Below are 23,874 nucleotides of genomic sequence, written 5' to 3'. Positions count from 1 at the left end.
GCGTTGGAAGGGTCAGGATTCCAGCATGTCCTTTACGATCGTGGCCAATTGCTTGAGCGAAAACGGCTTCGGCAAGAAGCCGAAATGCGCGTCGGCCGGCAAGTTCCTGGCGAACGCGTCTTCGGCATAGCCGGACACGAAGATGAACTTGATGTCGGGCTGCCGTTTGCGCAATTCGCCAAGCAGCGTCGGGCCGTCCATTTCCGGCATCACCACGTCCGACACCACGACGTCGACCTTGCCGCCGAGCGCTTCGTAGACCTCAAGCGCCTCGACGCCCGACGACGCCTCGTGGACGGTGTAGCCGCGCGATTTCAGCGCCCGCATGCCGCCCATGCGCACGGCGTCCTCGTCCTCGACCAGCAGCACCGTGGCCGAGCCCGACAGGTCCTTGGCTGAGTCGGCGATCTTGGCAGGTGCGGCCGGCGCCTCTCCAGCCTCGCCCGCCTTCCTTGCCTCCGCAATGTGCCGCGGCAGGAAGATGCGGAACACGGATCCCTTGCCGACTTCGGAATCGCAGAAGATGAAGCCGCCTGTCTGCTTGATGATGCCATAGACCATGGACAGGCCGAGGCCGGTTCCCTTGCCAACCTCCTTTGTCGTGAAGAAGGGCTCGAAGATCTTTTTCAGCACATCAGGCGCAATGCCGCTACCGCTGTCCTCGACCTCGACCAGCACATAGTCGGCCGGTGTAAGTTCGCGATAGGAAAAGGTCTTGCATTCCCCGGCGCTGACGTTGCGGGTACGTACGGTGAGTTCGCCGCCGGCCGGCATCGCATCGCGCGCATTGACCGCCAGATTGACCACCACTTGCTCGAATTGCCCGATATCGACCCTGACCGGCCACAGGTCGCGGCCATGGTCGATCTTGAGCTTGATGTCGTTGCCGACCAGCCGGGCAAGCAGCATCCTTAGATCCGCGAGCACGTCGGTCAGGTTGAGCACCTCCGGCCGCAGTGTCTGCTTGCGCGAGAAGGCCAGCAACTGCCGCACCAGCGAGGCCGCCCGGTTGGCGTTCTGCTTGATGTTCATGATGTCCGGGAATGACGGATCGGACGGCCGGTGGTTGGTCAACAGCAGGTCCGAGGCCATGATGATGGCGGTCAGCACATTGTTGAAATCATGCGCGATGCCGCCGGCGAGTTGGCCGACCGCCTGCATTTTCTGGCTCTGCGCCATCTGGCCCTCGAGGGCCTTTTGCTCGGTGGTCTCCACGGCATAGACGATGGCCGATTCCTCGGCGCCCTCGCCGCCGGTGCCGTCAGCGACCGCATTGACGTAGAAGCGTATGTGGCGCTCCTCATTGCCGGGCAGCACCGTATCGATCGGCTCGATGTCAGCCTGTTGCTGACGTGCCTTTTCAAAGGCCGCGGCGAAAGCCGGCCGGTCGCGCTCGTGGATCACCGTATCCAGCCGCACACGCCGATCGACCGCGTCGCGGTCGACGACCGAGGAAAACAGCGACAGGAACGGCGCATTGGTGCGCAGGATGCGGCCGGCATGATCGACGCCGGCTATCGCCATCGGCGTCGAGTTGAAGAACCGCGTGAAGCGTATTTCCGATGCACGGAGGTCGGCCGAAGCGTCCTCGCCTTGCGTCCGGTTGAGCACGATGGTGCGAGTCGGGCCGTTGAGCCCCTCTCGGCTGGCCGAGACACGATGCATGAAGCGCACCGGCAGCGCCTCGCCGGTCATCGTCGTCAGATCGAGGTCGATAACGGCATTGCGCGTGGTACCAGCGTCGGCCTTGACCGAACGGACCAGCGCCATGCCGTCGCCGGCGACGATCTCCGGCAGCGTGATGGCGCCGGGAGTGAAGCTGGCCAGGTCGATGCCCAGCCACTCCGCAAGGGTCGCGTTGATATAGGTGACGCGGCCTTCCTGGTCGGCCGAAAAGAAACCGGCCGGCGCGTGATCGAGGTGATCGATCGCCTTTTGCAGGTCGAGAAAGAACCGCTCCTGCTCGGCCCGTTCCTGCGAGATATCGGCAAGCTGCCAGGCAAGCATCGGCAGCCGCTGGCCTGGAACGCTGAACGCGCGGGCCCGGACGCGGTACCAGCGCGCGCCCGGTTCGGCGCCTGGCCGAATGGACTGCGCAAGCCGAAACTCGCCGTCGCCCGGCTGGCCGTCGCGCAGGCCCGACGCCAGCCGGTATATGGTCACCGAGGCCTCGGGAACGTCTGAAAGCAAACCTTCGACCGTCTTGATGTCGGCGGCCGACTCGGCACCCGTCATATCGGCATAGGTCCGGTTGGCGTAGATGATACGGCCTTTGGTGTCGGTGACCAGGAGACCTTGTGACATCGAATCGACGAAAGCTTTCGACAGTTCGTCGCTTGTCGAGCGCGGCGTGATATGCACGAAGCCGATCGCAGTGGCGAATAGAAAGCCGACGCCGATCATCGCCAGCACGCCAAGCATGCCGAGCAGGAATGGATCGCCAAGTCGCTCTCGGAAAAGGCCGAAGACGATCGCTGCCCCTGTCAGGACGACGATGAAAACGATGAGCCGGGTGACCGCGCCCGGTCGCGTGTTCTGGTCGACGATAGGTACCGGATAGAAATCGCCGCGCGCTTCCTTGGCCATGTGCCCCCTGCTCGTGAATTCCGGCGTCGGTTGAATCATATTCTCAGGGTCGGGAAAAGGCCCGGCGGCAGATGTCCGCTAAAAATGACGCCGTTCGGCTCCCGGTTTCGAGCTGTTCACGAAGCGTGAAAGGCAACTTGCGGTGGCCTGCCGCAACAGTCTAGTGTCGCCTCTCTTCGAAAGCTGATTTTGGGGGAACCAATGCTGCAATGGCTGGATGGCGTGGCGGGGCCTGGTTATGCCGCAGCAATCCTATGGACGTTTGCAGTACTTGTCCTGCTGCTCATCATTCTTCTTATCATCAGGCTGGTCCGCAGCCTGACATTCGGAACATTCGTCGCCGGGGGCAGGAACCGCAAGACGCGGCTGGCTGTCATGGATGCCACAGCGGTCGACAGTCACCGGCGGCTGGTGCTGGTGCGCCGCGACGATATCGAGCACCTGCTCTTGATCGGTGGTCCGACCGACGTCGTCGTCGAGCGCGACATCAGGCTCTCGGCGCTGCGCCGCCCGGCATTGACCGGAGACAACAGCCATCAGCCGGCAGCAAGGCCAGCTCAGACCACAGCCGCGCCGGCGAGGCAAGCGCCGCCGCAGCCGGCAAGCGCGGCCACACCCCCTGTCCGAGCCCGCCAGACGGCGACGATGGCGGCAACAATGCCGGCGCCTACGCCGGCGCCGAAACCGGCATCGAACGTTACACCGTTGCCAAGTTATGGATCCGTCAATGCCAATGCCTCGCGGCATGCGCCGCAGCCGGCAAGACAGGACTCCCCGGCAAGATACGAGCCGCCGGCACAGCATGAGTCGATCGACGATGCGCTGATGAAGGAGCTGGAGGTTTCCCTCGACGAGCCACGCTTCAGCCAAACGGCGAGCAAGCCGGTGGCGAAGGCATCGCCCTCTCTCGACGACGAGATGACGAAGCTCCTCGGCGAGTTGTCCAATCAGAAAAGATAGGGCGATAGCGAACGGCCAATGAAAATGGCCGGAAAACCGGCCATTTTGAACGCTCTACCGATGCCGTGTTTTTCCCGCCTGCTCAGTCGTCGCGGTAGACCTTCTCGCGCCGCTCATGGCGCTCCTGTGCCTCGATCGACAAGGTGGCGATCGGGCGCGCGTCGAGCCGCTTCAGCGCGATCGGCTCGCCCGTCTCCTCGCAGTAACCGTAAGTGCCTTCGTCAAGGCGCTGGAGGGCCGAATCGATCTTGGAGATGAGTTTTCGCTGGCGATCGCGGGCGCGAAGTTCGATCGCGCGGTCGGTTTCGGAGGAGGCGCGATCGGCGAGGTCAGGGTGGTTGGCGTTTTCCTGCTGCAGGATTTCGAGAGTTTCGCGCGCTTCGCGCAAGATGTCGTTCTTCCAGGTGACGAGCTTCATGCGAAAGTAGGATTTCTGCCGCTCGTTCATAAACGGCTCGTCTTCGGAGGGTACGTAATCGGCGGTAACGATGTCGTTCATTCGACTCACCCAACAAACCCCAAATTTGGCGCCTATATATTCGCGGACCGAAAACTGCACAAGCGCAATCGACGACAGTTTCACGCATTTGTTTATGTGGGACAAACCGACATTGGCGACATCATTCGCATGAACGGCACGCCCGAATTCGCGCATGATTCATTATGCTTGAGGGGGCATCGGCATTGCGCGCGAAGCGCTTCTGATGGCTAATTCCTGCGGCCGCATTTGACCGGTCGGTACCCGACATATCGGGGGTTTCGTGACCAAACTTTACCTGCTGAGGCATGCGAAGGCCGGCTGGGCGCTGCCTGGCGTGACTGACTTCGACCGCCCGCTCGATCCATCCGGCTTCGCCGACGCCGAAGCGATGGGCGTGCTGATGCGTTCCCGCAAATACGCACCGGCCCTCACCCTTTGCTCAAGCGCCAAGCGCGCCCGCCAGACGCTGGAAAGCTTGGCTGGCCATACCAACACGGGCCGGGTGCTGTTCTGTGACACCTTCTACAGCGACGATGCCGCGGCGTACCTCACTGCCATCCGGCAAAATGGCGGGCTGGATGCCTTGCTCGTCATCGGTCACAAGCCGATGATTGGGGATCTCGCCATGGCGCTGTCGGGCGACGGCAACGAGACCGCGCGGGCCATGCTGAACCACGGCTTCCCGACCTCCGCACTTGCCGTGGTCCGGTTCAACGGCGGACTTGCCGAGGCTGCGCCAGGCACCGGCTATCTCGAAGCCTTCCTGACGCCTGCGGATATCTGAGGCCATTTCAAAGCCGCGCATCAAAGCCTATATCGGAGCCTGACCGGCCCGCGAGAACAGATTTGGCATCATCGCTGACGACTTTTACCGACGAGGCCAAGATTGCCTTGGATACGTTGTCAGGCCGCGCTGCCGGGCTTTTCGCTCCGTCGCTGCGGCTTGGCGTGACCGGGCTGTCCCGCGCCGGCAAGACGGTGTTCATCTCGGCCCTTGTACACAATCTGGTCCATGGTGGACGCTTGCCGCTGTTTGAGGCACAAAAATCGGGGCGCATCGCCCGGGCTTTTCTCGAAGAGCAGCCGGACGACGCCGTACCACGCTTCCAGTACGAGGATCACATCGCGGCTCTTGTCGACGAGCGCGTCTGGCCGGATTCGACGCGTGCGATTTCCGAACTGAGGCTCACCATCGAATACGAATCGGCCTCTGGCTGGAGCCGCATGTTTTCCGCCGGCAAATTGTCGGTCGACATCGTCGATTATCCCGGCGAATGGCTGCTCGACCTGCCGCTGCTCGGCAAGTCCTACGCCGATTTTTCGCGTGAGGCCTTCGAGATGGCCGTGTTGCCGGTGCGTGTCGATCTTTCGCGGGAATGGCGGGCGCTCTCCAATCCGGTCGACCCCAACGCCGACGCCGACGAGATGACGGCGCGCCGTCTCGCCGAGAGCTTCGCGGCCTATCTCAAGGCCTGCAAGCTCGATGAGCGGGCGCTTTCGACCTTGCCGCCCGGCCGCTTTCTGATGCCCGGCGATCTTGAAGGCTCGCCCGCTCTCACCTTCGCGCCGCTGCCGAATCTGGACGGCCGGCGCTCCCGCTCGGGATCGCTGCAGGCTATGATGGAGCGGCGCTACGAGGCTTACAAGACGCATGTCGTTAAACCGTTCTTTCGCGAACACATCACGCGTCTCGACCGCCAGATCGTGCTCATCGACGCATTGCAGGCATTGAATGCGGGCCCCGGCGCGATGGCCGATCTGGAGCGCGCGGTCACCGAAATCCTGTCCTGTTTCCGGCCCGGCCGGGGCAACCTCCTGACCGACCTGTTTTCGAGGCGCATCGACCGCATATTGGTGGCCGCGACCAAGGCCGACCACCTGCACCACGAAAGCCACGACCGCCTGCAGGCCATCGTGCGGCGGCTAGCCGACCGCGCCGTGGCGCGGGCGAATTTCACCGGAGCCGACGTCGACGTCGTCGCCATGGCGGCCATGCGCGCGACCCGTGAAGGCACGGTCAAGCAGGGCCGCGAGACTTTGCCGGTCATTATCGGCACGCCGTTGCGTGGCGAAAAAATCAACGGCGAAACCTTTGACGGAAAGACCGAAACAGCCATATTTCCCGGAGACTTGCCGGAGAAAGTTGATGCGTTGTTCGACGTTGCCGAATCGATCCGCCGGCAGAACAATGACGACCCCGCAATCCGCTTCGTGCGCTTTCGCCCGCCGAAGCTCGAGCGCACCGCCGAGGGCGTCACGCTGTCGCTGCCACATATCAGGCTCGACCGCGCGCTGCAGTTCCTGATCGGAGATCATCTCGCATGAGTGCGCCCCGCAGACCGGCGGCCTTTCGCATCGAGCCGGAGCCCCAGCAGAAGGAAGATTCGACGGCTCGCCATGCTGCGTCCGAGGCCGCGCCGGCGCGAAAGCCGCGTACCGTGAAGGCGGATCTAGCTGTGGTCACACCGGCGGAGATCGACGTCTTCGACGAGCCTGATATCGTCGCTGCCGAGCCGCCGCCGGCGATTGCGCCGCGAAAACGTTCGCTGCTTGGCAGCCTGTTCTTCGGCGCGCTGGGCGTTCTGGTTTCGCTCGCCGTCGGCCTCTGGACCGACCAGCTGATTCGCGACCTGTTCGAGCGCGCCGAGTGGCTGGGCTGGCTGGCCGCCGGCATGGCCGCGATCGCCATCCTGGCGCTTCTGATCATCCTCGTGCGCGAGTTCATGGCGATTGCCCGGCTTGCCGAGGTCGAAAAGTTGCAGAAGCGGGCGCTCGATGCGATTGCCCGTGACGATCCGAAGACCGCCCGAGCCGTGGTCGACGAGTTGTCGGTCTTTGTCTCGGCCAAGCCCGAAACCGCGGCCGGCAGGCGCTCGCTGGCCGAATTGCGCGGCGAGATCATTGACGGCGGCAATCTGGTGCGCCTGGCCGAGACCGAGATCCTCGGCCCGCTCGACGCCCGCGCGAAGGTGATGATCCTCGAGGCGGCAAAGCGTGTGTCCCTGGTGACCGCGGTCAGCCCGCGCGCGCTGGTCGACGTCGCCTATGTCGTATTCGAAGCCGGGCGGCTGATTCGGCGACTGTCGGAGCTCTATGGCGGCCGCCCGGGCACGCTTGGCTTCTTTCGCCTGGCGCGCAGCGTTCTCGCCCATCTCGCGGTCACCGGGTCGATCGCCGTCGGCGACAGTTTCGTCCAACAGCTCGTCGGCCACGGCCTTGCGGCCCGGCTGTCGGCAAAGCTCGGCGAAGGCGTCGTCAACGGCATGATGACGGCGCGCATCGGCATTGCAGCGATGGAAACCGCAAGGCCCCTGCCCTTTTACGCGGTCAGGCGGCCTGGATTAGGCGATTTCCTCTCCGCGCTGACGTCCTTTGCAGCAAAGAAAGAAAAAGAAACATCCGTTTCGCGAACGTGACTATTGCCTTGGGGTGACAAAGCATTAACCAATCTTGTTCATGGTCGGAAGCGTCCAAACCAGTCTCTTTGTTGCCGGGTGTCGTCGATGAAAAGCGTTATTCTGTCCAGCGGGCTGCCCGTGGCGCTCGCGCTTGTCGCAACCGTCGGCATTGCCGGAAGGGCTACGGGGGCGGAACCGGACAAGCAGTTCTTTCGATCGGTCGAAGGCAAATGGGTCGGCCCCGGAGAAATCGTCGCTGGCAAATACAAGGGCACGAAATTCACCTGCAGCTTCACCGGCTCGACGCCTGACGGCAAAGTCGGCATGTCGCTCGACGGCGGCTGCCGGGTCGGCATGTTCACCCAGCAGATGTCGGCAACGATCGAGCACAAGGGCCGCCAGGGCTACAAGGGCAGCTTCATGGGCGGCGCCGCCGGGTCCGGCCTCGACATTATCGGTGGTAATGTCGTCGATGCGCACAAGGTGGTTTTCACCATCAATCGCAATCAGTTGCGCGGCGTTATGCAGGCGCTTGTCCCAGACGACAACTCGATGACGGTGACCGTTGCCGTGCGCGTCGACCAGCAACTGGTCCCGGTCATCGGGATGAAGTTGAAGCGGGTCGATGGGGTAGAAGTTGGCTCCATCGCTCCGAACTGAGCCTCCGGCATGAAAAACGCGGCAGCCAAACGGCGCCGCCCTCTTTGACATGCAATGGGCGCTCAGCCTTTGATCGCCGCAGTCAGCTCGTCATAGGCCTTGCAGGCGTCAGCCGCTGTTGTGCCACCCGGATACTTGGTTGTGACCGCTTGGACCTTGGCTGTGAGATCGGCTGCCTTGGCCGGATCCTTGGTAATCGCAGCCTGAAGCGCTGCAGTCATGTCCTGAGCCTTCTTGCTCAGCATCTCGGTCGTGCACTCCGGTGCCTTGGAACAGGCGGAGCCGGCAAGTGCCGCGATACCAACGGCAACCAGCAAAAACGTCTTCATGTCAGTCATCTCCTCAAAAAGGGCCGCGACTTGATCGTCGCTCACCCTCCACTGGCCGAAGCCGGGCGTCCTTAGCGCCGGATCGCTGGAACAAGCAACGCCCGGAGGCCCATTATCCTGTGCAGTGCGCCTGCAATATCGCTTCCACGACGCACCGGATTCGCACTGTTCGATCCGCTCCGAAGCCCCTATCTTGGCCGCTTGTTGCAAGAGAGCGGAACGGCAGGCATGGCGGCAGAGGCATCGAACAGCGATCTGATCCAGGTGGTGGCGCTGCTTGCCGCCGGCGTCGTTGCGGTGCCGATCTTCAGGCGCATGGGACTTGGCTCCATCCTCGGCTATTTGACGGCCGGCGTCGTGATCGGCCCGTTTGGGCTGCGCATCTTTTCCGAATCGGAAGCCATTCTTCATGTCGCCGAACTCGGCGTCGTCATGTTCCTGTTCATCATCGGACTGGAGATGCAGCCGTCACGGCTGTGGGGCCTGCGCCGCGAGATTTTCGGGCTTGGCGCGCTGCAGGTCGGCGTCTGCGCGGTCCTGCTGACCGGCGTCGGGCTGGCGGGAGGTTTTCCTATCGCGCAATCCTTCGTCGCCGGCGCCGGTTTCGTGCTCACCTCGACGGCCATCGTCATGCAATTGCTGGAAGAACGCGGCGAGCTGGCCACGCCCAAGGGCCAGCGCATCGTTTCGGTCCTGCTTTTGGAAGACCTGGCCATCGTGCCGCTGCTGGCGCTGATCGCCTTCCTCGCGCCGGGCGGTGCCGATATGAGCCTGTCGGATCGGTTGACGGAGGTCGGTATCGGCCTTGCCGCGATCGTCGGGCTGGTGCTTGCAGGACGCTATCTGCTCAATCCGTTCTTCCGTATCCTGGCGGATGCGCGCGCCCGCGAGGTGATGACCGCAGCCGCCCTTCTGGTCGTTCTCGGATCGGCGCTCGCCATGCAGCTTTCCGGCTTGTCGATGGCGATGGGCGCCTTCCTGGCCGGCGTACTCTTGTCGGAATCGACCTTCCGCCACCAGCTGGAGGCCGACATCGAACCGTTCCGCGGCATTCTGCTCGGGCTGTTCTTCCTCGCCGTCGGCATGTCACTTGACCTGCATGTGGTCGTCGTCAACTGGCAGCTCATTGCCATCTATGTCGTCGCCTACATGATGATGAAGGCGATCGGCATCTATATCGTTGCCCGCGTCCTCAAAACCGGCCACCGGGAAGCGCTCGAGCGCGCGGTCTTCATGGCGCAAGGCGGCGAATTCGCCTTCGTCCTCTATTCCGCAGCAGCGGCAGTCGGGATCATCGATAGCCAGGCCAATGCGATGCTGACCGCTATCGTCATCATTTCCATGGTGCTGACGCCGTTGGCAATCGTAGCCCTGCGGTATCTGACGCCGCGCGACGAGCAGTCGCTTGAAGGCGTTGATGTCGCCAACGGCCTGACCGGCAGCGTGCTGATCATCGGCTTTGGCCGGTTCGGCCAGATCGCCAGCCAGCCGCTTTTGTTGCGCGGCATCGACGTATCGATCATCGACAATGAGGTCGAAATGATCCAGGCGGCAGCCGATTTCGGCTTCAAGGTCTATTATGGCGACGGCACGCGGCTGGACATCCTGCGTGCCGCGGGAGCCGGGCGGGCACGCGCAGTGCTGATCTGCGTCGACAAGCCCGATGCCGCCGTGCGCATCGCCGAACTGATCAAGGCGGAATTTCCCTTGCTGACGGTGCTGGCACGGGCTTTCGACCGCGGTACGGCGTTGCAGCTCATTCGTGCCGGCGTCGACTATCAGCTCCGCGAGACCTTCGAATCGGCGCTTGTCTTCGGCGGCTCGACACTGGAAGCCCTTGGCGTCGACCCGGAAGAGGTCGCCGAGGTCATCGAGGATGTCCGTCGCCGCGACGTTGCCCGTTTCGAACTTCAGCTGGCCGAAGGCATCCGCGCCGGGCGACGCTTTCTCAAAGGCAATATCGGCACCCCCATTCCGACGCCGCTCAGCACGCCACGACGCGCGGGCCAGGCGCTCAACGAAGAGACCGCCGGCGTGCTGCAGAAATCCGAACCGGCCGATTAAACCTTGGAATGACGCGAATGATGAACGAACTGGACGAGCGCGCTCTCTCCGTCACCAGATTCTGGCGCGACGCCGGGGAGGAGGCATGGTTCGAGAAGAACGACGCCTTTGATGCCGACTTCCGCACCCGGTTTTTCGATCTGCACTTCGCCGCCGCCGGCCGCGAATGCGACGGCTGGTCTGAACACGCCGAAGGGTCGCTGGCACTGATGATCCTCCTCGACCAGTTTCCGCGAAACTGCTTTCGCGGCACCGGCCACATGTACGCCACGGACCCGCTGGCGCGGCATTTCGCCGGGAAGGCGATCGCTGACGGCCATGACCTGGCGCTCGACGAAGAGCTCCGCGTTTTTCTCTATCTGCCCTATGAGCATTCGGAGGACCTCGCCGATCAGCTCAAATCGGTGGAGCTTACAGCCGCCAAGGCGCCATCCTACCTGAAATATGCGAGCGAGCATCGCGACATCATCCAGCGCTTCGGCCGTTTTCCGCACCGAAACAGGATGCTTGGCCGCGAGACGACACCGGACGAACAAATGTTCCTCGACGGAGGTGGGTTTTCCGGCTGATTTCGGGCTCCGATGGCGGCAGCGTCAGGCCTTCCACCAATCCCGGCCTGACGGCAGCCGTTCAATGCCCGATGTGTCGACTGCGGCCAGCCGCTCCGACACGCTCTTGCTGTCGACCACGAGCTCCGGCGCAATTTCTGCCAGCGGTGCCAGCACGAAGGCGCGCTCCAGCATGCGCGGATGCGGCACCTCCAGCCCGGTCTCGTGGATAACGCGGTCGCCGAACACCAGAATGTCGATATCGATCAGGCGCGGCCCCCAGCGCTCCTCGCGCACCCGCTTCAGTTTTCGCTCGGCATCAAGGCAGAGGTCCAGCAACTCTCGCGGTGCGAGCGCGGTCCAGATTTCGGCCGCCGCATTGAGGAAATCCGGCTGATCGAGCTTGCCCCAAGGCGGCGTGCGGTAGAGCGACGAAACGGCAACGACGCGCGTGCTCTCGTCGGCATCCAGAATGCCCAGTGCCGCAGCCATCGACCTCGCCGGATCACCGAGATTGCCGCCGAGACTGAGATAGACGGTATTATTCTGGCCAGACAACGGTCACCTCGACATGATCGAGCACACCCGGCACCGGGGCATTCGGCTTGCGCACGGTGATCTCGGCCTTTTTTATCTGCGGAAACCGCGCCGTCAGCGCCCTCGCCACTTCGAGCGCCAGCGCTTCGATCAGAAAGCGCCGCTCGCCTGTAATGATCTTCTCGATGACCGCAAAAGCGATGCCGTAATTGACGGTGTCCTCGATGGAATCCTCGACCAGCGCCCGCCCGGGATCCACCGTGAGTGCCGCATCGACATAAAAGCGCTGGCCGAGCGTCTCTTCTTCGTCCAGCACACCGTGCCGAGCGAAGAAAGCGCAGTTTTTCATGCGGATGACATACATGGCTCAGCTTTCCCCGATCTCACGCGCCAGCATAGCATCGGCAATGGCCAACGCATCCACGTTGATTGCGACATCGTGGACGCGAAAGAGATGCGCGCCTCTGAGCCTCAGGATGACGCTGGTGGCCGCGGTTCCGGCGCCCCTTGCGGCTGCATCGCGGCCGGTGACGGTGCCGATAAAGCGCTTTCGCGATGTGCCGGCCATCAGTGGAAAACCCAGCGCACGAAGCTCGGAAAACCGTGCCATCAGGTCAAGATTTTCAGCGGCCGTCTCCTTGGCGAAGCCGAAGCCCGGGTCGAGCACGATATGGTCGTCGGCAACACCGCTCCGTCGCGCAATTTCCAGCGACTTCCTGAGGAAGAAGAGCTGATCGGCAATCACGTCGGGTAGTTTCTGTCGATCCCGTCCCGTGTGCATGATGACAAGCCCGGCGCCGGTTTCGGCCGCGACGCGGGCAATGCCCGGTTCGCGCTGCAGGCCCCAGACATCATTGACGATATGTGCGCCGGCTTGAACGGCGAGCCGGGCCGTTTCCTCGCGATAGGTATCGACCGAGATCAGCGTTCCGCCAGACGTCGCGAGCGCCTCGATGACCGGCAATATGCGAGCCTGCTCTTCCTTTGCGGAGATCGCAGACGCCCCGGGACGTGTCGATTCTCCGCCGATGTCGATGACGGAGGCCCCCTCCCCGACCATGCGGCGCGCCTGGTCAACTGCTCTTTCAGGCGCATCGAACAGGCCGCCGTCGGAAAAACTGTCCGGCGTGATGTTGAGGATGCCGACGACCACGGCCTTGCCACCAATGTCGAGATGGCGTCCGTGGGCTAACTGCCATCGCCCTGTCATCATTGCCCATCAACCATGCCCGATCCCGCGGCGTGGCCGGGGATCAATTCCGTTGCGCCGGAGACGGCGGTAAAGCAAGGTGGGCAAAGAGGCAACACAATGAAACGATCCTTCCTTTGCGCCCTGATGCTCGCCCTGACCGCATTCCCGGCCAGCGCTGCAACTCTCGTCAAGACATATAGTTATTTCCCGATCGGCGGCAGGACGCTCGACGACATCGAGACCCAGCTGTCGAAACTCGGGCCTCGGGTGAAAAGCACCGGGTCGCGGCATCCAGGCGCTACCCAGATGGCGTTCACCACCCGCGTCAGCTATGCGCAAAAGCCGGGCTCGTGCTGGATTGCCGACGCTGTCGTCACCGTCAAGGTCAAGGTGATCCTTCCGCAGTGGCGCCGCCCGCGGAAAGCCGATGCAGGCGTCAGGCTGTTCTGGGATACGTTGTCCGCCGACATCAAGCGCCATGAGGAACGCCACGTCGAGATTGCCAAGAACCATGGCCGCGAACTCGAAGACGCCTTGAAGGCGAGCTACCCGGAAAAGACCTGCGAACTGGCCAAGGCCAAGGCCGCAAAAATAACGGCGGCCATGCTCGCCAAGCACGACCAGGAGCAGATGCGCTTCGATCGTGTGGAAAGCGTCAATTTCCAAAGCCGCATCCTGCGGCTCTTGAATTACCGCATCGAGCGCATTGAGAACGGCCGACTCGCTCCCGGCTGAACTTCGCGTCGTCGGAAAAGCCAATTTGGACCAAAGCCAATTTTGCCGAAACATGGTGCCAGCTTCGAAAAACTTTCGAGCCGCTGTCGAAATCGGCCTATAGCGAACGACATATATCGAGTTCGCAGGGCTCATCTCAAAGGCACGAGAACACGGCCAATCTGTACACTCGACGCACTCCAGCGCCTCGCGGACGTGCACCCAAGCGTAATGGGATGAATGGATATGGACCAGGCTATCGACAAGCAAGCGATGGTGGAAACCAGCACGCCGCTGACCGAAACCGAGAAAAACGCCATCATCGGCGGCGTGCTCTTGTCGATGCTGCTGGCAGCGCTCGACCAGACCATCGTCGCGCCGGCGATGCCGACGATGGCACGTCTGCTCGGGCATGCCGAGTATCTGCCGTGGATCGTGACCGGCTATCTTCTGACCGCGACCGCCGTGGCGCCGCTCTACGGCAAGATCTCCGACATTTATGGTCGCCGGCCGACCGTCTATGCTGCAATCCTGATCTTTCTCGCCGGCTCGCTGGTCAGCGCCACCGCCCCCAACATGCTGGTCCTGGTTGTCGGCCGGGCGATCCAGGGCGCAGGCGGCGGCGGGCTGTTCGCCCTGACGCAGACCGTGATCGGCGACCTCGTGCCGCCGCGTGAGCGGGCTCGCTACGCCGCCTGGATCTCGGGCACCTGGGCCGTCGCCAGCATCGCCGGGCCGCTGCTCGGCGGCACCTTCGCCGAACATCTGCATTGGTCGCTGATCTTCTGGATCAACATTCCGCTCGGCCTGCTGGCGATGGCGATCATCAACAACCCGCTCAAGAAGCTGCCGATCGCCGCAAAACATCACCGCATCGACGGCCTCGGCGCGCTGCTTCTGGTCGCGGCCACCTCGCTGCTGCTGCTTGCCTTGAACTGGGGCGGCAGCGAGTATCCCTGGCTGTCGCCTGAAATCCTTGGACTGCTCGCCGGCTCAGCGGTGTTCTGGAGCGCGTTCGCGCTGAGGCTGCTGCGTGCGGCCGAACCGCTGATCTCGCTCGAAGTGCTCGGCAATCCGATCGTTCTCGCCGGGACGCTGTCGATGTTCCTGCTGCAGGCCGCCAATGTCGGCTTGTCGGTCTATCTGCCGGTCTACCTGCAATCGGTCGTCGGCCTGTCGGTCAGCGAATCGGGCACCGCGTTGCTTGGGCTGATGCTCGGCACGGTGGCCGGTGCGACCTTCAGCGCGCGAATGATCCCGCGCTTTTTCCACTATAAACGCATTGCCATGATCGGAACGGTTTTCTCGATCCTGTGCCTCGGCGTGCTCAGCCTGGTCGCCGGGCATGCCTCACTGTTGCTCGTCGAGGTGTTGACGACCTGCGTAGGCCTGGGCACAGGCACGACCTTTCCGGTTGCCACTGTCTCGGTCCAGAACGCCGTCGATCGTATGCACCTTGGCGTGGCGACCGGCGTTCTCACCTTCCTCCGCTCGCTGGGCAGCGCGCTTGGCGTCGCCATGCTTGGTGCCGTCGCCCTTGGCTACGGCCTGCCGCTGGCCAGCGAAGGCACGCAGCCGGCCGGCCATGTTGCCTCGGCCATGCCGTTCGTGATGATCTTTCTTGCCGCGGCAGCAACCTTGCTGTTGTCGTTCATCACGCTCTGGCTGATGCCGGAAAAAACGCTTCGCGGCCATGCCGAGGCTGTGGCCCCAGCGTTGGCGGAGTAGACCGGCCCGACAAAAATACAGCGAGGGTCAGTCGACCACGCCGAGCTTCTTCTGCAAGCTGGTCGACGAGGTCGTATACTGGAACACAATGCGCTCGCCGGGGCTGACGATGCGCTTGGCTGCTTGCGCCATCAAAGCGACCTCATGGAAGCCTGACAGGATCAGCTTCAACTTGCCGGGATACCAGTTGATGTCGCCGACGGCGAAGATGCCGGGTACCGACGTCTGGAATTTTTCGGTGTCGACCGGGATCAGGTTCTCGTGGAGATTGAGGCCCCATTCGGCGATTGGGCCGAGCTTCATCGTCAGGCCGAAGAATGGCAGCATCCGCGTACACGGTACTTCGATATCGCCCTCCGGTCCCTTGATGATGGCGGAGGCGAGCTGGCCGTCGGCGCCGGTCAGGCCAGTCACTTGTCCGACCTGGAATTCCAGCTGCTTCATCTCCTGCATGGCATACATCTTGTTGACGCTGTCGGGCGCTGCACGGAATTCGGGCCGCCGGTGCACCAGTGTCACGCTCTTGGCCACTGGCTGCAGATTCAGCGTCCAGTCGAGCGCCGAATCGCCGCCGCCGACGATGACGAGGTCATGGCCGCGAAAGTCCTCCATCCGGCGCACCGAGTAGAACACGCTCTTGCCTTCATAGGGTTCGATGCCCGGGATCGGCGGCCGCTTCGGCTGGAAAGAGCCGCCGCCAGCGGCGATCACGACGATTTTGGCTTCGAACACCTCGTTTTCGTCGGTAGTGACGCGGAAGCTGCCGTCCTCCAGTCTTTCCAGGCCCGAAACCATGCGGTTATAGGTGAACTCGGGCTTGAACGGCGCGATCTGCTCAAGCAGCTTGTCGACCAGACCTTGCGCCGAGATCGAGGGCCAGCCCGGAATGTCGTAAATCGGCTTTTCCGGGTAGAGTTCGGCGCACTGCCCCCCGGGCCGGTCGAGTATGTCGATCAGATGGCACTTCATGTCGAAGAGGCCGAGCTCGAATACCGCAAACAGGCCGACAGGCCCTGCCCCGACAATGAGTACGTCTGTCTTGATGATAGCGGTCATGAAGCATGCGCCTTTATGGGAAAACGGCGCGACACTGCATGACCATTGGTCCGCTGCCAAGCGGCAGCGGCAAAAATCGGCTTCAGCCCTGGCGGGCCGGCACGCGCACGACCAGCCCGTCGAGGGCGTCGCGCACCTTGATCTGGCATGACAGCCGCGAATTCGGCTGGACGTCGTAGGCGAAGTCCAGCATGTCCTCTTCCATGGCTTCCGGCTCGCCGACCTCCGCCGTCCAGGCTTCGTCGACATAAACATGGCAGGTCGCGCAGGCGCAGGCGCCGCCGCATTCCGCTTCTATTCCCGGCACCGCATTGCGGATCGCATTTTCCATGACGGTCGAGCCGTTTTCGGCATCCACGTCAAAACGCGTGCCGTCATGGGCGATGAAGGTCAGCTTGGTCATTTGTCACCTGAAGGGAGTCTGAGCCGACATAATCACTCTGCCGGACAAGTCAACTGCGGCGCCAAAGCGCCGCTGTGTGGCATTTCGGGAATAAGTGCTATCGGCTGATGGCGGCGACGAAGTCGCGCACTTCTTCGATCAGCGAGCCAAGCCGCTTCAGCGTGCCGGCGTCTTCGGGCCGGCATTCGATCGCACTGGCGCAATCGGCGATGGCGAAGGCGCCGACCCCGCGCGCCGAGCCTTTGAGCCCGTGTGCCAATAGCAGCCGCTGCCCGACATCCGCATCGACGATCTTGTCGCGCACCGACAGCGCCTGCTGCACGAACAGAGCCAGCACCTCCTGCTCGAGGCTCCGATCGCCCATCGTCTGGCGCGCAAGATGCCCCAGGTCGATCGGCCGCGCCCCGGCTGTCCCCGACACATCGCCGCCGGGCATCGAGAAGGCAATGCCGTTTTCGCCACGTATCACTTTGAGACTCCGTTCTTCGACCCGCAAAAACTAGGCGTATCCGGTGGACAACGGGTTAATGATTGGCCCGGAAAAATGTCGCGATAACGGCGCCGGAATCACGGCTGTGTTAACCTTATATTTAAAGTTTTACGTATCGGGCGGAATGCATGTTTTCTTTACCCGGCTGTGTCATTACGATACGACAGGTCCATTTTCAGCCTCCTGCGCGGGACACGCTAGGCAGAATCAATAGCAGAACCATAAGTCCCGCGGCAGCTTGTACAGGGTAGCGAAGGCATGGCGAAGAAACCAACGACGACAAGAACGCTCGACAGCGACGTAGCCAGGGAACTCGAAAAGGCACTCGATATCGACCTGAGCGGCGATGCCGGCGGCGACTTCGACATGGCGGCATCCATGGAAGATCTGGAAGCGCAAATATCGCAAGCCGCCGACGAGCTGGCGCGCGAAGGTCGCAGCCAGAACGAACCGCCTGCCCCGGACCAGACCCAGAGCGCGGCACCAGCCGCCAATCAAAGCCAGAACGCAAATTCCGCGCCAAAGGCCAAGCCGGCTGAGTTGCGTCCTGTCACAACGCGCAATGGCTCGCAGCCGGCAGCTTTCTCGCCGGCCAACGACGATCGTCAAAAAGACTATAAGACGCTCCTGCACACCCTCAATCGGCGCGCTTCGAACACGATCTATTGGGTCGTGGCTTTCGTGTCGCTTGCCTGGATCGCCGGTGCTGGCGGCCTTGCGAACCTGTTGTTCGGACCTGGCATCTGGAACATCCGCACCTTCGATCAGTTTTTCGCCCGTCCCGAGCTGATCGGCCTGGCGGTCGCGGCAATCGTGCCCGTCATCCTGTTCTGGGCATTCGCGGTGATGATTCGCCGCGCTCAGGAGATGCGTCTTGCCGCGCAGTCGATGACCGAGGTGGCCTTCCGTCTGGCCGAGCCGGAAAATCTTGCCCAGGATCGCGTCATGATGATCGGCCAAGCGGTTCGCCGCGAGGTGGCAGCCATGGGCGAAGGCATCGAACGCACGCTTGCGCGTGCCGTCGAGCTCGAAACGCTGGTTCACAGCGAGGTGAACCAGATCGAGCGCTCCTATTCAGAGAACGAGTCCCGCATCCGCTCGCTGGTCGATGGACTGGGCAGCGAGCGCGAAGCGGTCGTCACCCATGCCGAGCGCGTGCGCGCCTCGATCACCGGCGCCCACGAGACACTGAAAGACGAGATCAACGCCGCCAGCGATATCATTCGCGACAGCATTCTCAACGCCTCGACCAAGCTGTCGATGACGATCAACGAATCCGGCGACACGCTGATCGACAGGATCAACGGAAGCTCGATGTCGATCTTCGATTCGGTGGAAGGCCGGCTCGAATCGATCACCGATCGGCTGTCGACGTCGGGCGAGGCCTTCGCCAGCCTGCTCGACACCCGCATCGCCAAGCTGACGGACACCACCGATGGCCTGACGCGGTCGCTGACCGACCTGCTCGACGACCGCACGAGCGGCATGGTGTCGCTGCTCGGCGGCGCCGCCCGCACACTCAATTCGGAATTCGAAGCCAGCCTCAACGGCATCGAGCGGACGCTTGCCGAACGTGGCCAGGCGCTGATCAGCGAATTCCAGACCCGCGCCGAGGCGCTCGACACCGGCACGCAGAAGCTCAACGCCGCGCTGGAGGCTCGCGCACGCCAGATCAACGAGACGCTGGTCGAGCGCGCGCGCGAAATCGCCCACACCTTCCAGGATAGCAAGGAGACGCTGTCGGCAATGATCGATCAGGGCAAGACCCAGATCGGTGCCGACATGGCCGACATCATTTCATCGACCTCGACCATGCTTGAAGCCCGCGCCGGCGATTTCGCCGGGCGCATGGAAGCGGCACGCCATGTCGTATCGCGTTCGTTCGACACGGACGTCGAGCGGCTTGCCGATGCTCGCGCCGGCATAGAGGAAGCCGTCGAAAACCATAGCCGCAAGCTTTCCGAAAGCCGCGACCGGATGGCGGCGGCAATGCAGGCCGATTTGGCGAAGTTCGCCGAGGGTCGCGCCGAAATCGACGCAGCGGTGGCCAACCAGGTGCAGAAGCTTGCCGAAGGCCGCAGCCTTATCTCGCGCGCCCTTGAGGAGGATCTGCGCAAGGTCAACGAATCGCGCGCAGCGATCGACGCTTCACTGGGCAGCCATCTCGAAAGCCTTGAAGAGGGTCGCAACAGGCTGGCCCAGGCCCTGAACGAAGACTCCGGAAAACTCGTGCAAGCTCGTACGATAATTGATGAAATGGTTGCCGGGCACGTCGGCAAGCTCGCCGAAGGCCGCAGCATCCTTTCGCGCGCGCTCGAGGCCGACCTCGGCAAGTTGGCAGAGAGTCGCGCCGCCATCGACGGCCTCGTCGCCGGTCAGGTCGAAAAGATCGCCGAGGGTCGCGCCATACTCGCCAGTGCGCTGGAAGCCGACATCGCCGGCATCAATGGTCTCATCGAGGCGCATTCGGCGAAATTGGCGCAAGACCGCAGCGGCCTTTCCCAGTCACTCGATAACGACCTGTCCGACATCAGGAGTCTGATCGCTGATCATTCTGGCAGGCTCACCGATGACCGCAGCCTGCTTTCGAAGACGCTTGAGGACGATCTTGCCAAGCTGGCCGAAAGCCGGTCGAGCATCGATGGGCTGGTTGCCGGCCAGGTCGAGAAGCTGGCGGAAGGCCGCGACATCCTCAAGCGCGCGCTTGAATCGGACCTGAACGCGATCAAGGGCGTCATCGCCAGCCAGTCTGAAAAGCTGGCGGAAGACCGTGGCCAGTTGTCACGGGCGCTGGAGAGCGACCTGGAGGCTGTGCGGGGCGTTGTCTCCGATCACATGAACAAGCTTGCCGAAGACCGTTCGACCCTTTCGAAGGCGCTCGAAGACGATCTCGCCAAGTTGGCCGAAAGCCGCTCGAGCATCGATGTGATGGTTGCCGGCCAGGTCGAAAAGCTGGCAGAGGGCCGCGACATCCTCAAGCGTGCGCTCGAAGCCGATCTGAGCACTGTCAAGGGCGTCATCGCCAGCCAGTCCGAAAAGCTGGCGGAAGACCGTGGTCAGCTGTCGCGGGCACTGGAGACCGATCTCGAGACCGTGCGGGGCGTCGTCTCCGAACATATGAACAAGCTTACCGAAGAGCGTTCGGCCCTCTCGAAAGCGCTCGAGGACGATCTTGCCAGGCTGGCAGAGAGCCGTTCGAGCATCGACGGGCTGGTCGCCGGCCAGGTCGAGAAGCTGGCCGAGGGTCGCGACATCCTCAAGCGCGCCTTGGAAGACGATCTTGCCAAGCTGGCCGAAAGCCGCTCGAGCATCGACGGACTGGTTTCCGGCCAGGTCGAGAAACTGGCCGAAGGCCGCGATATCCTCAAGCGCGCCTTGGAGGCCGATCTCAACACGATCAGGGGCGCCATCGCCGATCAGTCGCAGCTATTGACCGATAATCGCGCGCAGTTTTCGCGTGCGCTAGAAGCCGATCTCGGCAACGTCAACAGCCTTGTCGCAACCCACGCAGAGAAGCTCGTCCAGGACCGCTCGACCCTGTCGAAGGCGCTCGAGGACGATCTCGCCAAGCTGGCCGAAAGCCGTTCGAGCATCGATGGGCTGGTTGCCGGCCAGGTCGAGAAACTGGCGGAAGGCCGCGACATCCTCAGGCGCGCGTTGGAAGCCGACCTGGAGAGGCTTGCAATGAGCCGCAGCGAGGTCGACGAGATCGTCGCCGGTCATGTCGGCAAGCTGAGCGAGGGCCGCGACATGCTGACCCGCGCATTGCAGGACGATCTCTCCAGGCTCGCCGAAACGCGCAAGGATGTCGACCGTTCGCTGTCGGGCCATATCGACCAGATCGCCGCCAGGAGCACCGACATCTCCGATGCAATCGCTGCCGACGTAGAAAAGATCGAGCAGGCGTTCAGCCGGCAGACAGGCATCATCGAGGAGCGCGCCAGCACCATGGAGCGGGCGCTGTCGACGGGTGTCGACAACGTTCGCAGTGTGCTCGAAAAAAGCGCGGTCTTCGTCGCCGGGGCGCTGCGCGAGAAGGTCCTGGAAGTCACCAGCGCGCTGCATGAGCAGGCGGGCTCGGCATTCAGCGATGCCGACCGCAAGATCGCTGAGCGCGCCGAGCAGACCTCCGCTGCCCTGCTCGCCAGGGCGGAGGACATCGCCCGCACCTTTGAAGAGGCGGACCGTCGCCTTGCCGCGCGCGCCGAGGATACGTCGAGCGCACTGATTGCCCGCGTCGACGACACGTCGAACACCTTGCTCGCGCGCGCCCAGGAAACGGCCGATCAGCTGGCAGCCAGAGCAAGTGAGATTGCCGGCACCTTCGACGCGGCGGACCACAGGCTGGTCTCTCGCGCCATCGAAACGGCCCAGTCGCTGGCGGCACGTGCCGGCGACATACTGCGCAATTTCGAAACGGCCGACGAGCGGCTGGGCGTGCGCATCGGCGAATCCGCCGAAGCGCTCGCGGCACGCGCGTCGGATCTGGGTCGCATTTTCGATGCCGCCGACCAGCAACTTATTTCGCGCATTGCCGAAGGCTCCGAAGCACTTTCGGCCCGTGCGTCCGAGATCGGCCGCATCTTCGAGGAGGCGGATCATCGCCTGGTATCCCGTATCGCCGACAGCAGCACTGCCATCGGCGAACATGCCGACACCATTGTCGGCGCCTTCACCAGCACCGAGCAGCGGGTTGCCGAGCGCGCCAGACAGACTGGCCAGGAACTCGCCGTCCATGCCCGTGAAATCGAGCAGGTGCTTGCCGGTGCCGACGAACGCCTGGCATCGAGTGCGGCTGCCACAGCGGCCCGCGTCGAGGAGCAGGTCGCCGGCGTCGAGAACCGCCTCGCCTACTCCGCCGAGACAATGGGCCAAAAGCTCAACGAGCAGGTCGCGAACGCCGAGGCGCAGTTGGTCTCGCGTGCCAACACGATCGCCGAAACCTTCACCGCGGTCGGCCAGCATATCGGCCAGAGCACCAATGACGCTGCAAAGACCATCGGTGCCAATACTCGCGAGCTCAATACGATGCTTGCGGCACGTTCGGCCGAAATATCGAAAATCCTGGACGAGACGGCACGGCCTCTGGTCGAGCGCTTTGCCCAGGGCGGCTCCGAGCTGCAAAAGAGCATGGAAGAGGTCACAGAACGTGCGACCGAGAAGCTGCGCACTCAAAACGCCGCCCTCGTCGACGCCCTCGCCAGCCGCACGGCAGAAACCCTGTCGGCCGTCGAAGGCGCGCGCTCGACGCTTGCCGACAGCGTTGCCGACCTCATCGGCCGCATGACCACCTCCAGCTCGCAGCTCGGTCAATTGATCGAGCAGGCGGCGGGCAATCTCGGCCAGGTTGAAGAACGCCTGACCGGGAGCACGCAAAGCTTCGCAGCGACCACGGAAAAGACCGCGCAGACCTTCGCCAGTTCGGCGCGCCTGGTCGATTCGAACACGACGCGGCTCACCGAGCTGTCGTCCTCGACCTTGCGCGAGGTTGCTTCCATCGCCACCAAGTTCGACGAGCACAGCCGGTTGCTTTCCAGTGCCTCGGACCTGTTGAGCTCGGCCCAGAGCAATCTCGAGCACACGCTCGAAAGGCAATCGTCGCTGGAGGACCTCGCCGTCGGCCTTGTCAAGAAATCGGAAGATCTCGAAAGGGTCATGCGCTCGTTCGAGAATCTGGTCGGCCAAACGCTGCAGAACGCCGAAGGCAAGACGCTGGAATCCGCCGACAAGATCCGTACCGCGATTTCCGAAGTGGTCGATTCGGCCACCAAGCGCTTTGCCGATGCGACCGAGGAGATGCGGCGTACCGCCGGCTCGATCAAGAGCGAGCTCGACCTCACCCGCGCCGAGCTCAAGAAAGGCGTCATCGAGATGCCGGAAGAGGCAAAGGAATCGACCACGGCTATCCGCCGTGCCGTTTCAGAGCAGATCAATGCGCTGAAGGAACTTTCTGAAATCGTTGCGAAATCTGGCCGTAGCGCCGACAGTTCGGAACAGCGCAACCTGCGTCCGGCGCCGCAAGCGCCTGCCGCACGCGCCGCTGAGCCGCCACGTCGCCCGGCTCCGGCTCCAGAACAGCGCCGTCCCCCGCAGGCGCCTTCGGGCGAGGCGGCGCTGCGCGGCACGCTCGACCTCGAACGTCCCGCAGACCAAGCGCCACGCCAGCGCGACCCCAACGGCCGCACGCCGCAAGGCGGCTGGGTGCGCGACCTCCTGACCGGTGCATCGCGCGAAGACGACGCCAAGCCGGCGGTGCCCGCCGAAGCGCCGCGCCCTGCTCCCGCTGCTCGTTCGCCGCTTCATGTCGTGGAATCGCTGAACTCGCTCTCGGTCGATATCGCGCGCGCCATCGATCACGATGCCTCGATCGAGCTCTGGAACCGCTACCGGCGCGGCGAGCGCGACGTCTTCACGCGCCGACTTTACACGCTGAAGGGCCAGCAGACGTTCGACGAGATCCGCCGCAAATATCAGTCGGAGGCGGAGTTCCGAGCTGCTGTCGATCGTTACTGCGACGATTTCGAAAAGCTGCTCGAGGACGTGTCGCGCAACGACCGCGACAACATCATGGCACAGACCTACCTGACCTCGGATACCGGCAAGGTCTACACGATGCTGGCACACGCCAGCGGCCGCCTTCACTAGAGCGGGCGATAGAGAATAAATGAAAAGGCGGGATTTCCCGCCTTTTTCATGCCGTACTGAATTCCATTGGCGCTGTAGAGTGC

Annotated in this window: 19 protein-coding genes; 10 read left to right on the top strand and 9 right to left on the bottom strand. The window is 63.0% G+C overall.

Annotated features, from left to right (window positions below; all coding sequences use genetic code 11):
- Nucleotides 1-12 precede the first annotated feature (12 nt).
- Nucleotides 13-2,586: a cell cycle histidine kinase CckA gene (gene cckA, locus NKI63_RS11675; protein ID WP_352752753.1), complete on the bottom strand. Its 2,574-nt coding sequence runs from the start codon at nucleotides 2,584-2,586 to the stop codon at nucleotides 13-15.
- A gap of 201 nt (nucleotides 2,587-2,787) precedes the next feature.
- Here cckA and NKI63_RS11670 point away from each other — a divergent pair, with 201 nt between their 5' ends.
- A complete protein-coding gene (locus tag NKI63_RS11670) occupies nucleotides 2,788-3,546 on the top strand; it encodes a hypothetical protein (RefSeq protein WP_352705521.1) in 759 nt (252 codons plus the stop codon).
- Nucleotides 3,547-3,628: 82 nt separating this feature from the next.
- On the opposite strand, the gene dksA is transcribed toward NKI63_RS11670, so the two are convergent.
- Nucleotides 3,629-4,045, bottom strand: a complete 417-nt coding sequence (dksA, locus tag NKI63_RS11665; protein ID WP_023674847.1) for an RNA polymerase-binding protein DksA — start codon at nucleotides 4,043-4,045, stop codon at nucleotides 3,629-3,631.
- Between the two features lie 262 nt (nucleotides 4,046-4,307).
- Between dksA and NKI63_RS11660 the strand changes: the two genes are divergently transcribed.
- The 4 genes from NKI63_RS11660 (at nucleotide 4,308) to NKI63_RS11645 (ending at nucleotide 8,085) form a co-directional block, all read left to right on the top strand.
- Nucleotides 4,308-4,811, top strand: a complete 504-nt coding sequence (locus tag NKI63_RS11660) for a SixA phosphatase family protein (protein ID WP_352705523.1) — start codon at nucleotides 4,308-4,310, stop codon at nucleotides 4,809-4,811.
- A gap of 62 nt (nucleotides 4,812-4,873) precedes the next feature.
- A complete protein-coding gene (locus NKI63_RS11655; RefSeq protein WP_352705525.1) occupies nucleotides 4,874-6,352 on the top strand; it encodes a YcjX family GTP-binding protein in 1,479 nt (492 codons plus the stop codon).
- Entirely contained in the window at nucleotides 6,349-7,443 is a 1,095-nt protein-coding gene (locus NKI63_RS11650; RefSeq protein WP_352705527.1) for a YcjF family protein, read from the top strand. Before NKI63_RS11655 ends, NKI63_RS11650 begins: the two co-directional genes overlap by 4 nt.
- Nucleotides 7,444-7,530: 87 nt before the next feature.
- Complete coding sequence (locus NKI63_RS11645; RefSeq protein ID WP_352705529.1) at nucleotides 7,531-8,085, top strand: hypothetical protein; 555 nt, start codon at nucleotides 7,531-7,533, stop codon at nucleotides 8,083-8,085.
- 62 nt (nucleotides 8,086-8,147) lie between these two features.
- Here NKI63_RS11645 and NKI63_RS11640 read toward each other — a convergent pair whose 3' ends face one another.
- A complete protein-coding gene (locus tag NKI63_RS11640) occupies nucleotides 8,148-8,414 on the bottom strand; it encodes a hypothetical protein (protein ID WP_352507861.1) in 267 nt (88 codons plus the stop codon).
- A gap of 228 nt (nucleotides 8,415-8,642) precedes the next feature.
- Here NKI63_RS11640 and NKI63_RS11635 point away from each other — a divergent pair, with 228 nt between their 5' ends.
- Both NKI63_RS11635 and NKI63_RS11630 read left to right on the top strand, forming a co-directional pair.
- Nucleotides 8,643-10,478, top strand: coding sequence for a monovalent cation:proton antiporter-2 (CPA2) family protein (locus NKI63_RS11635; protein ID WP_352705532.1), 1,836 nt, complete (start codon nucleotides 8,643-8,645; stop codon nucleotides 10,476-10,478).
- 17 nt (nucleotides 10,479-10,495) lie between these two features.
- Nucleotides 10,496-11,047: a DUF924 family protein gene (locus tag NKI63_RS11630; protein WP_502896223.1), complete on the top strand. Its 552-nt coding sequence runs from the start codon at nucleotides 10,496-10,498 to the stop codon at nucleotides 11,045-11,047.
- Between the two features lie 24 nt (nucleotides 11,048-11,071).
- Here the strand turns inward: NKI63_RS11630 and folK are convergent, their stop codons facing one another.
- The 3 genes from folK to folP are packed head-to-tail and all read right to left on the bottom strand — an operon-like array spanning nucleotide 11,072 to nucleotide 12,776.
- Nucleotides 11,072-11,584, bottom strand: coding sequence for a 2-amino-4-hydroxy-6-hydroxymethyldihydropteridine diphosphokinase (gene folK, locus NKI63_RS11625; protein WP_352507859.1), 513 nt, complete (start codon nucleotides 11,582-11,584; stop codon nucleotides 11,072-11,074).
- Nucleotides 11,568-11,927: a dihydroneopterin aldolase gene (gene folB / locus NKI63_RS11620; protein ID WP_023674838.1), complete on the bottom strand. Its 360-nt coding sequence runs from the start codon at nucleotides 11,925-11,927 to the stop codon at nucleotides 11,568-11,570. Before folB ends, folK begins: the two co-directional genes overlap by 17 nt.
- A gap of 3 nt (nucleotides 11,928-11,930) precedes the next feature.
- The gene (folP, locus tag NKI63_RS11615; protein WP_352752755.1) at nucleotides 11,931-12,776 is read right to left on the bottom strand and encodes a dihydropteroate synthase; all 846 of its coding nucleotides are present in this window, start codon (nucleotides 12,774-12,776) and stop codon (nucleotides 11,931-11,933) included.
- Between the two features lie 96 nt (nucleotides 12,777-12,872).
- Here folP and NKI63_RS11610 point away from each other — a divergent pair, with 96 nt between their 5' ends.
- Entirely contained in the window at nucleotides 12,873-13,490 is a 618-nt protein-coding gene (locus NKI63_RS11610; protein ID WP_254817394.1) for a DUF922 domain-containing Zn-dependent protease, read from the top strand.
- Nucleotides 13,491-13,715: 225 nt separating this feature from the next.
- Nucleotides 13,716-15,197: an MDR family MFS transporter gene (locus NKI63_RS11605; RefSeq protein WP_254817395.1), complete on the top strand. Its 1,482-nt coding sequence runs from the start codon at nucleotides 13,716-13,718 to the stop codon at nucleotides 15,195-15,197.
- Nucleotides 15,198-15,224: 27 nt separating this feature from the next.
- Here the strand turns inward: NKI63_RS11605 and NKI63_RS11600 are convergent, their stop codons facing one another.
- From NKI63_RS11600 to NKI63_RS11590, 3 genes are all read right to left on the bottom strand, one after another.
- Nucleotides 15,225-16,253: an NAD(P)/FAD-dependent oxidoreductase gene (locus NKI63_RS11600; RefSeq protein ID WP_254817396.1), complete on the bottom strand. Its 1,029-nt coding sequence runs from the start codon at nucleotides 16,251-16,253 to the stop codon at nucleotides 15,225-15,227.
- 82 nt (nucleotides 16,254-16,335) lie between these two features.
- Complete coding sequence (locus NKI63_RS11595; RefSeq protein WP_254817397.1) at nucleotides 16,336-16,656, bottom strand: 2Fe-2S iron-sulfur cluster-binding protein; 321 nt, start codon at nucleotides 16,654-16,656, stop codon at nucleotides 16,336-16,338.
- Between the two features lie 97 nt (nucleotides 16,657-16,753).
- Nucleotides 16,754-17,122, bottom strand: coding sequence for an Hpt domain-containing protein (locus NKI63_RS11590; RefSeq protein ID WP_254817406.1), 369 nt, complete (start codon nucleotides 17,120-17,122; stop codon nucleotides 16,754-16,756).
- A gap of 282 nt (nucleotides 17,123-17,404) precedes the next feature.
- Between NKI63_RS11590 and NKI63_RS11585 the strand changes: the two genes are divergently transcribed.
- Nucleotides 17,405-23,791, top strand: coding sequence for an apolipoprotein A-IV repeat region-like domain-containing protein (locus tag NKI63_RS11585; protein WP_352821573.1), 6,387 nt, complete (start codon nucleotides 17,405-17,407; stop codon nucleotides 23,789-23,791).
- The last annotated feature ends 83 nt before the right edge of the window (nucleotides 23,792-23,874 follow it).

Origin of the sequence: Mesorhizobium sp. M0410, assembly GCF_040321435.1 — a bacterium.
Taxonomy (GTDB): Bacteria; Pseudomonadota; Alphaproteobacteria; order Rhizobiales; family Rhizobiaceae; genus Mesorhizobium.
This window is presented reverse-complemented; position numbering and strand designations above follow the sequence as displayed.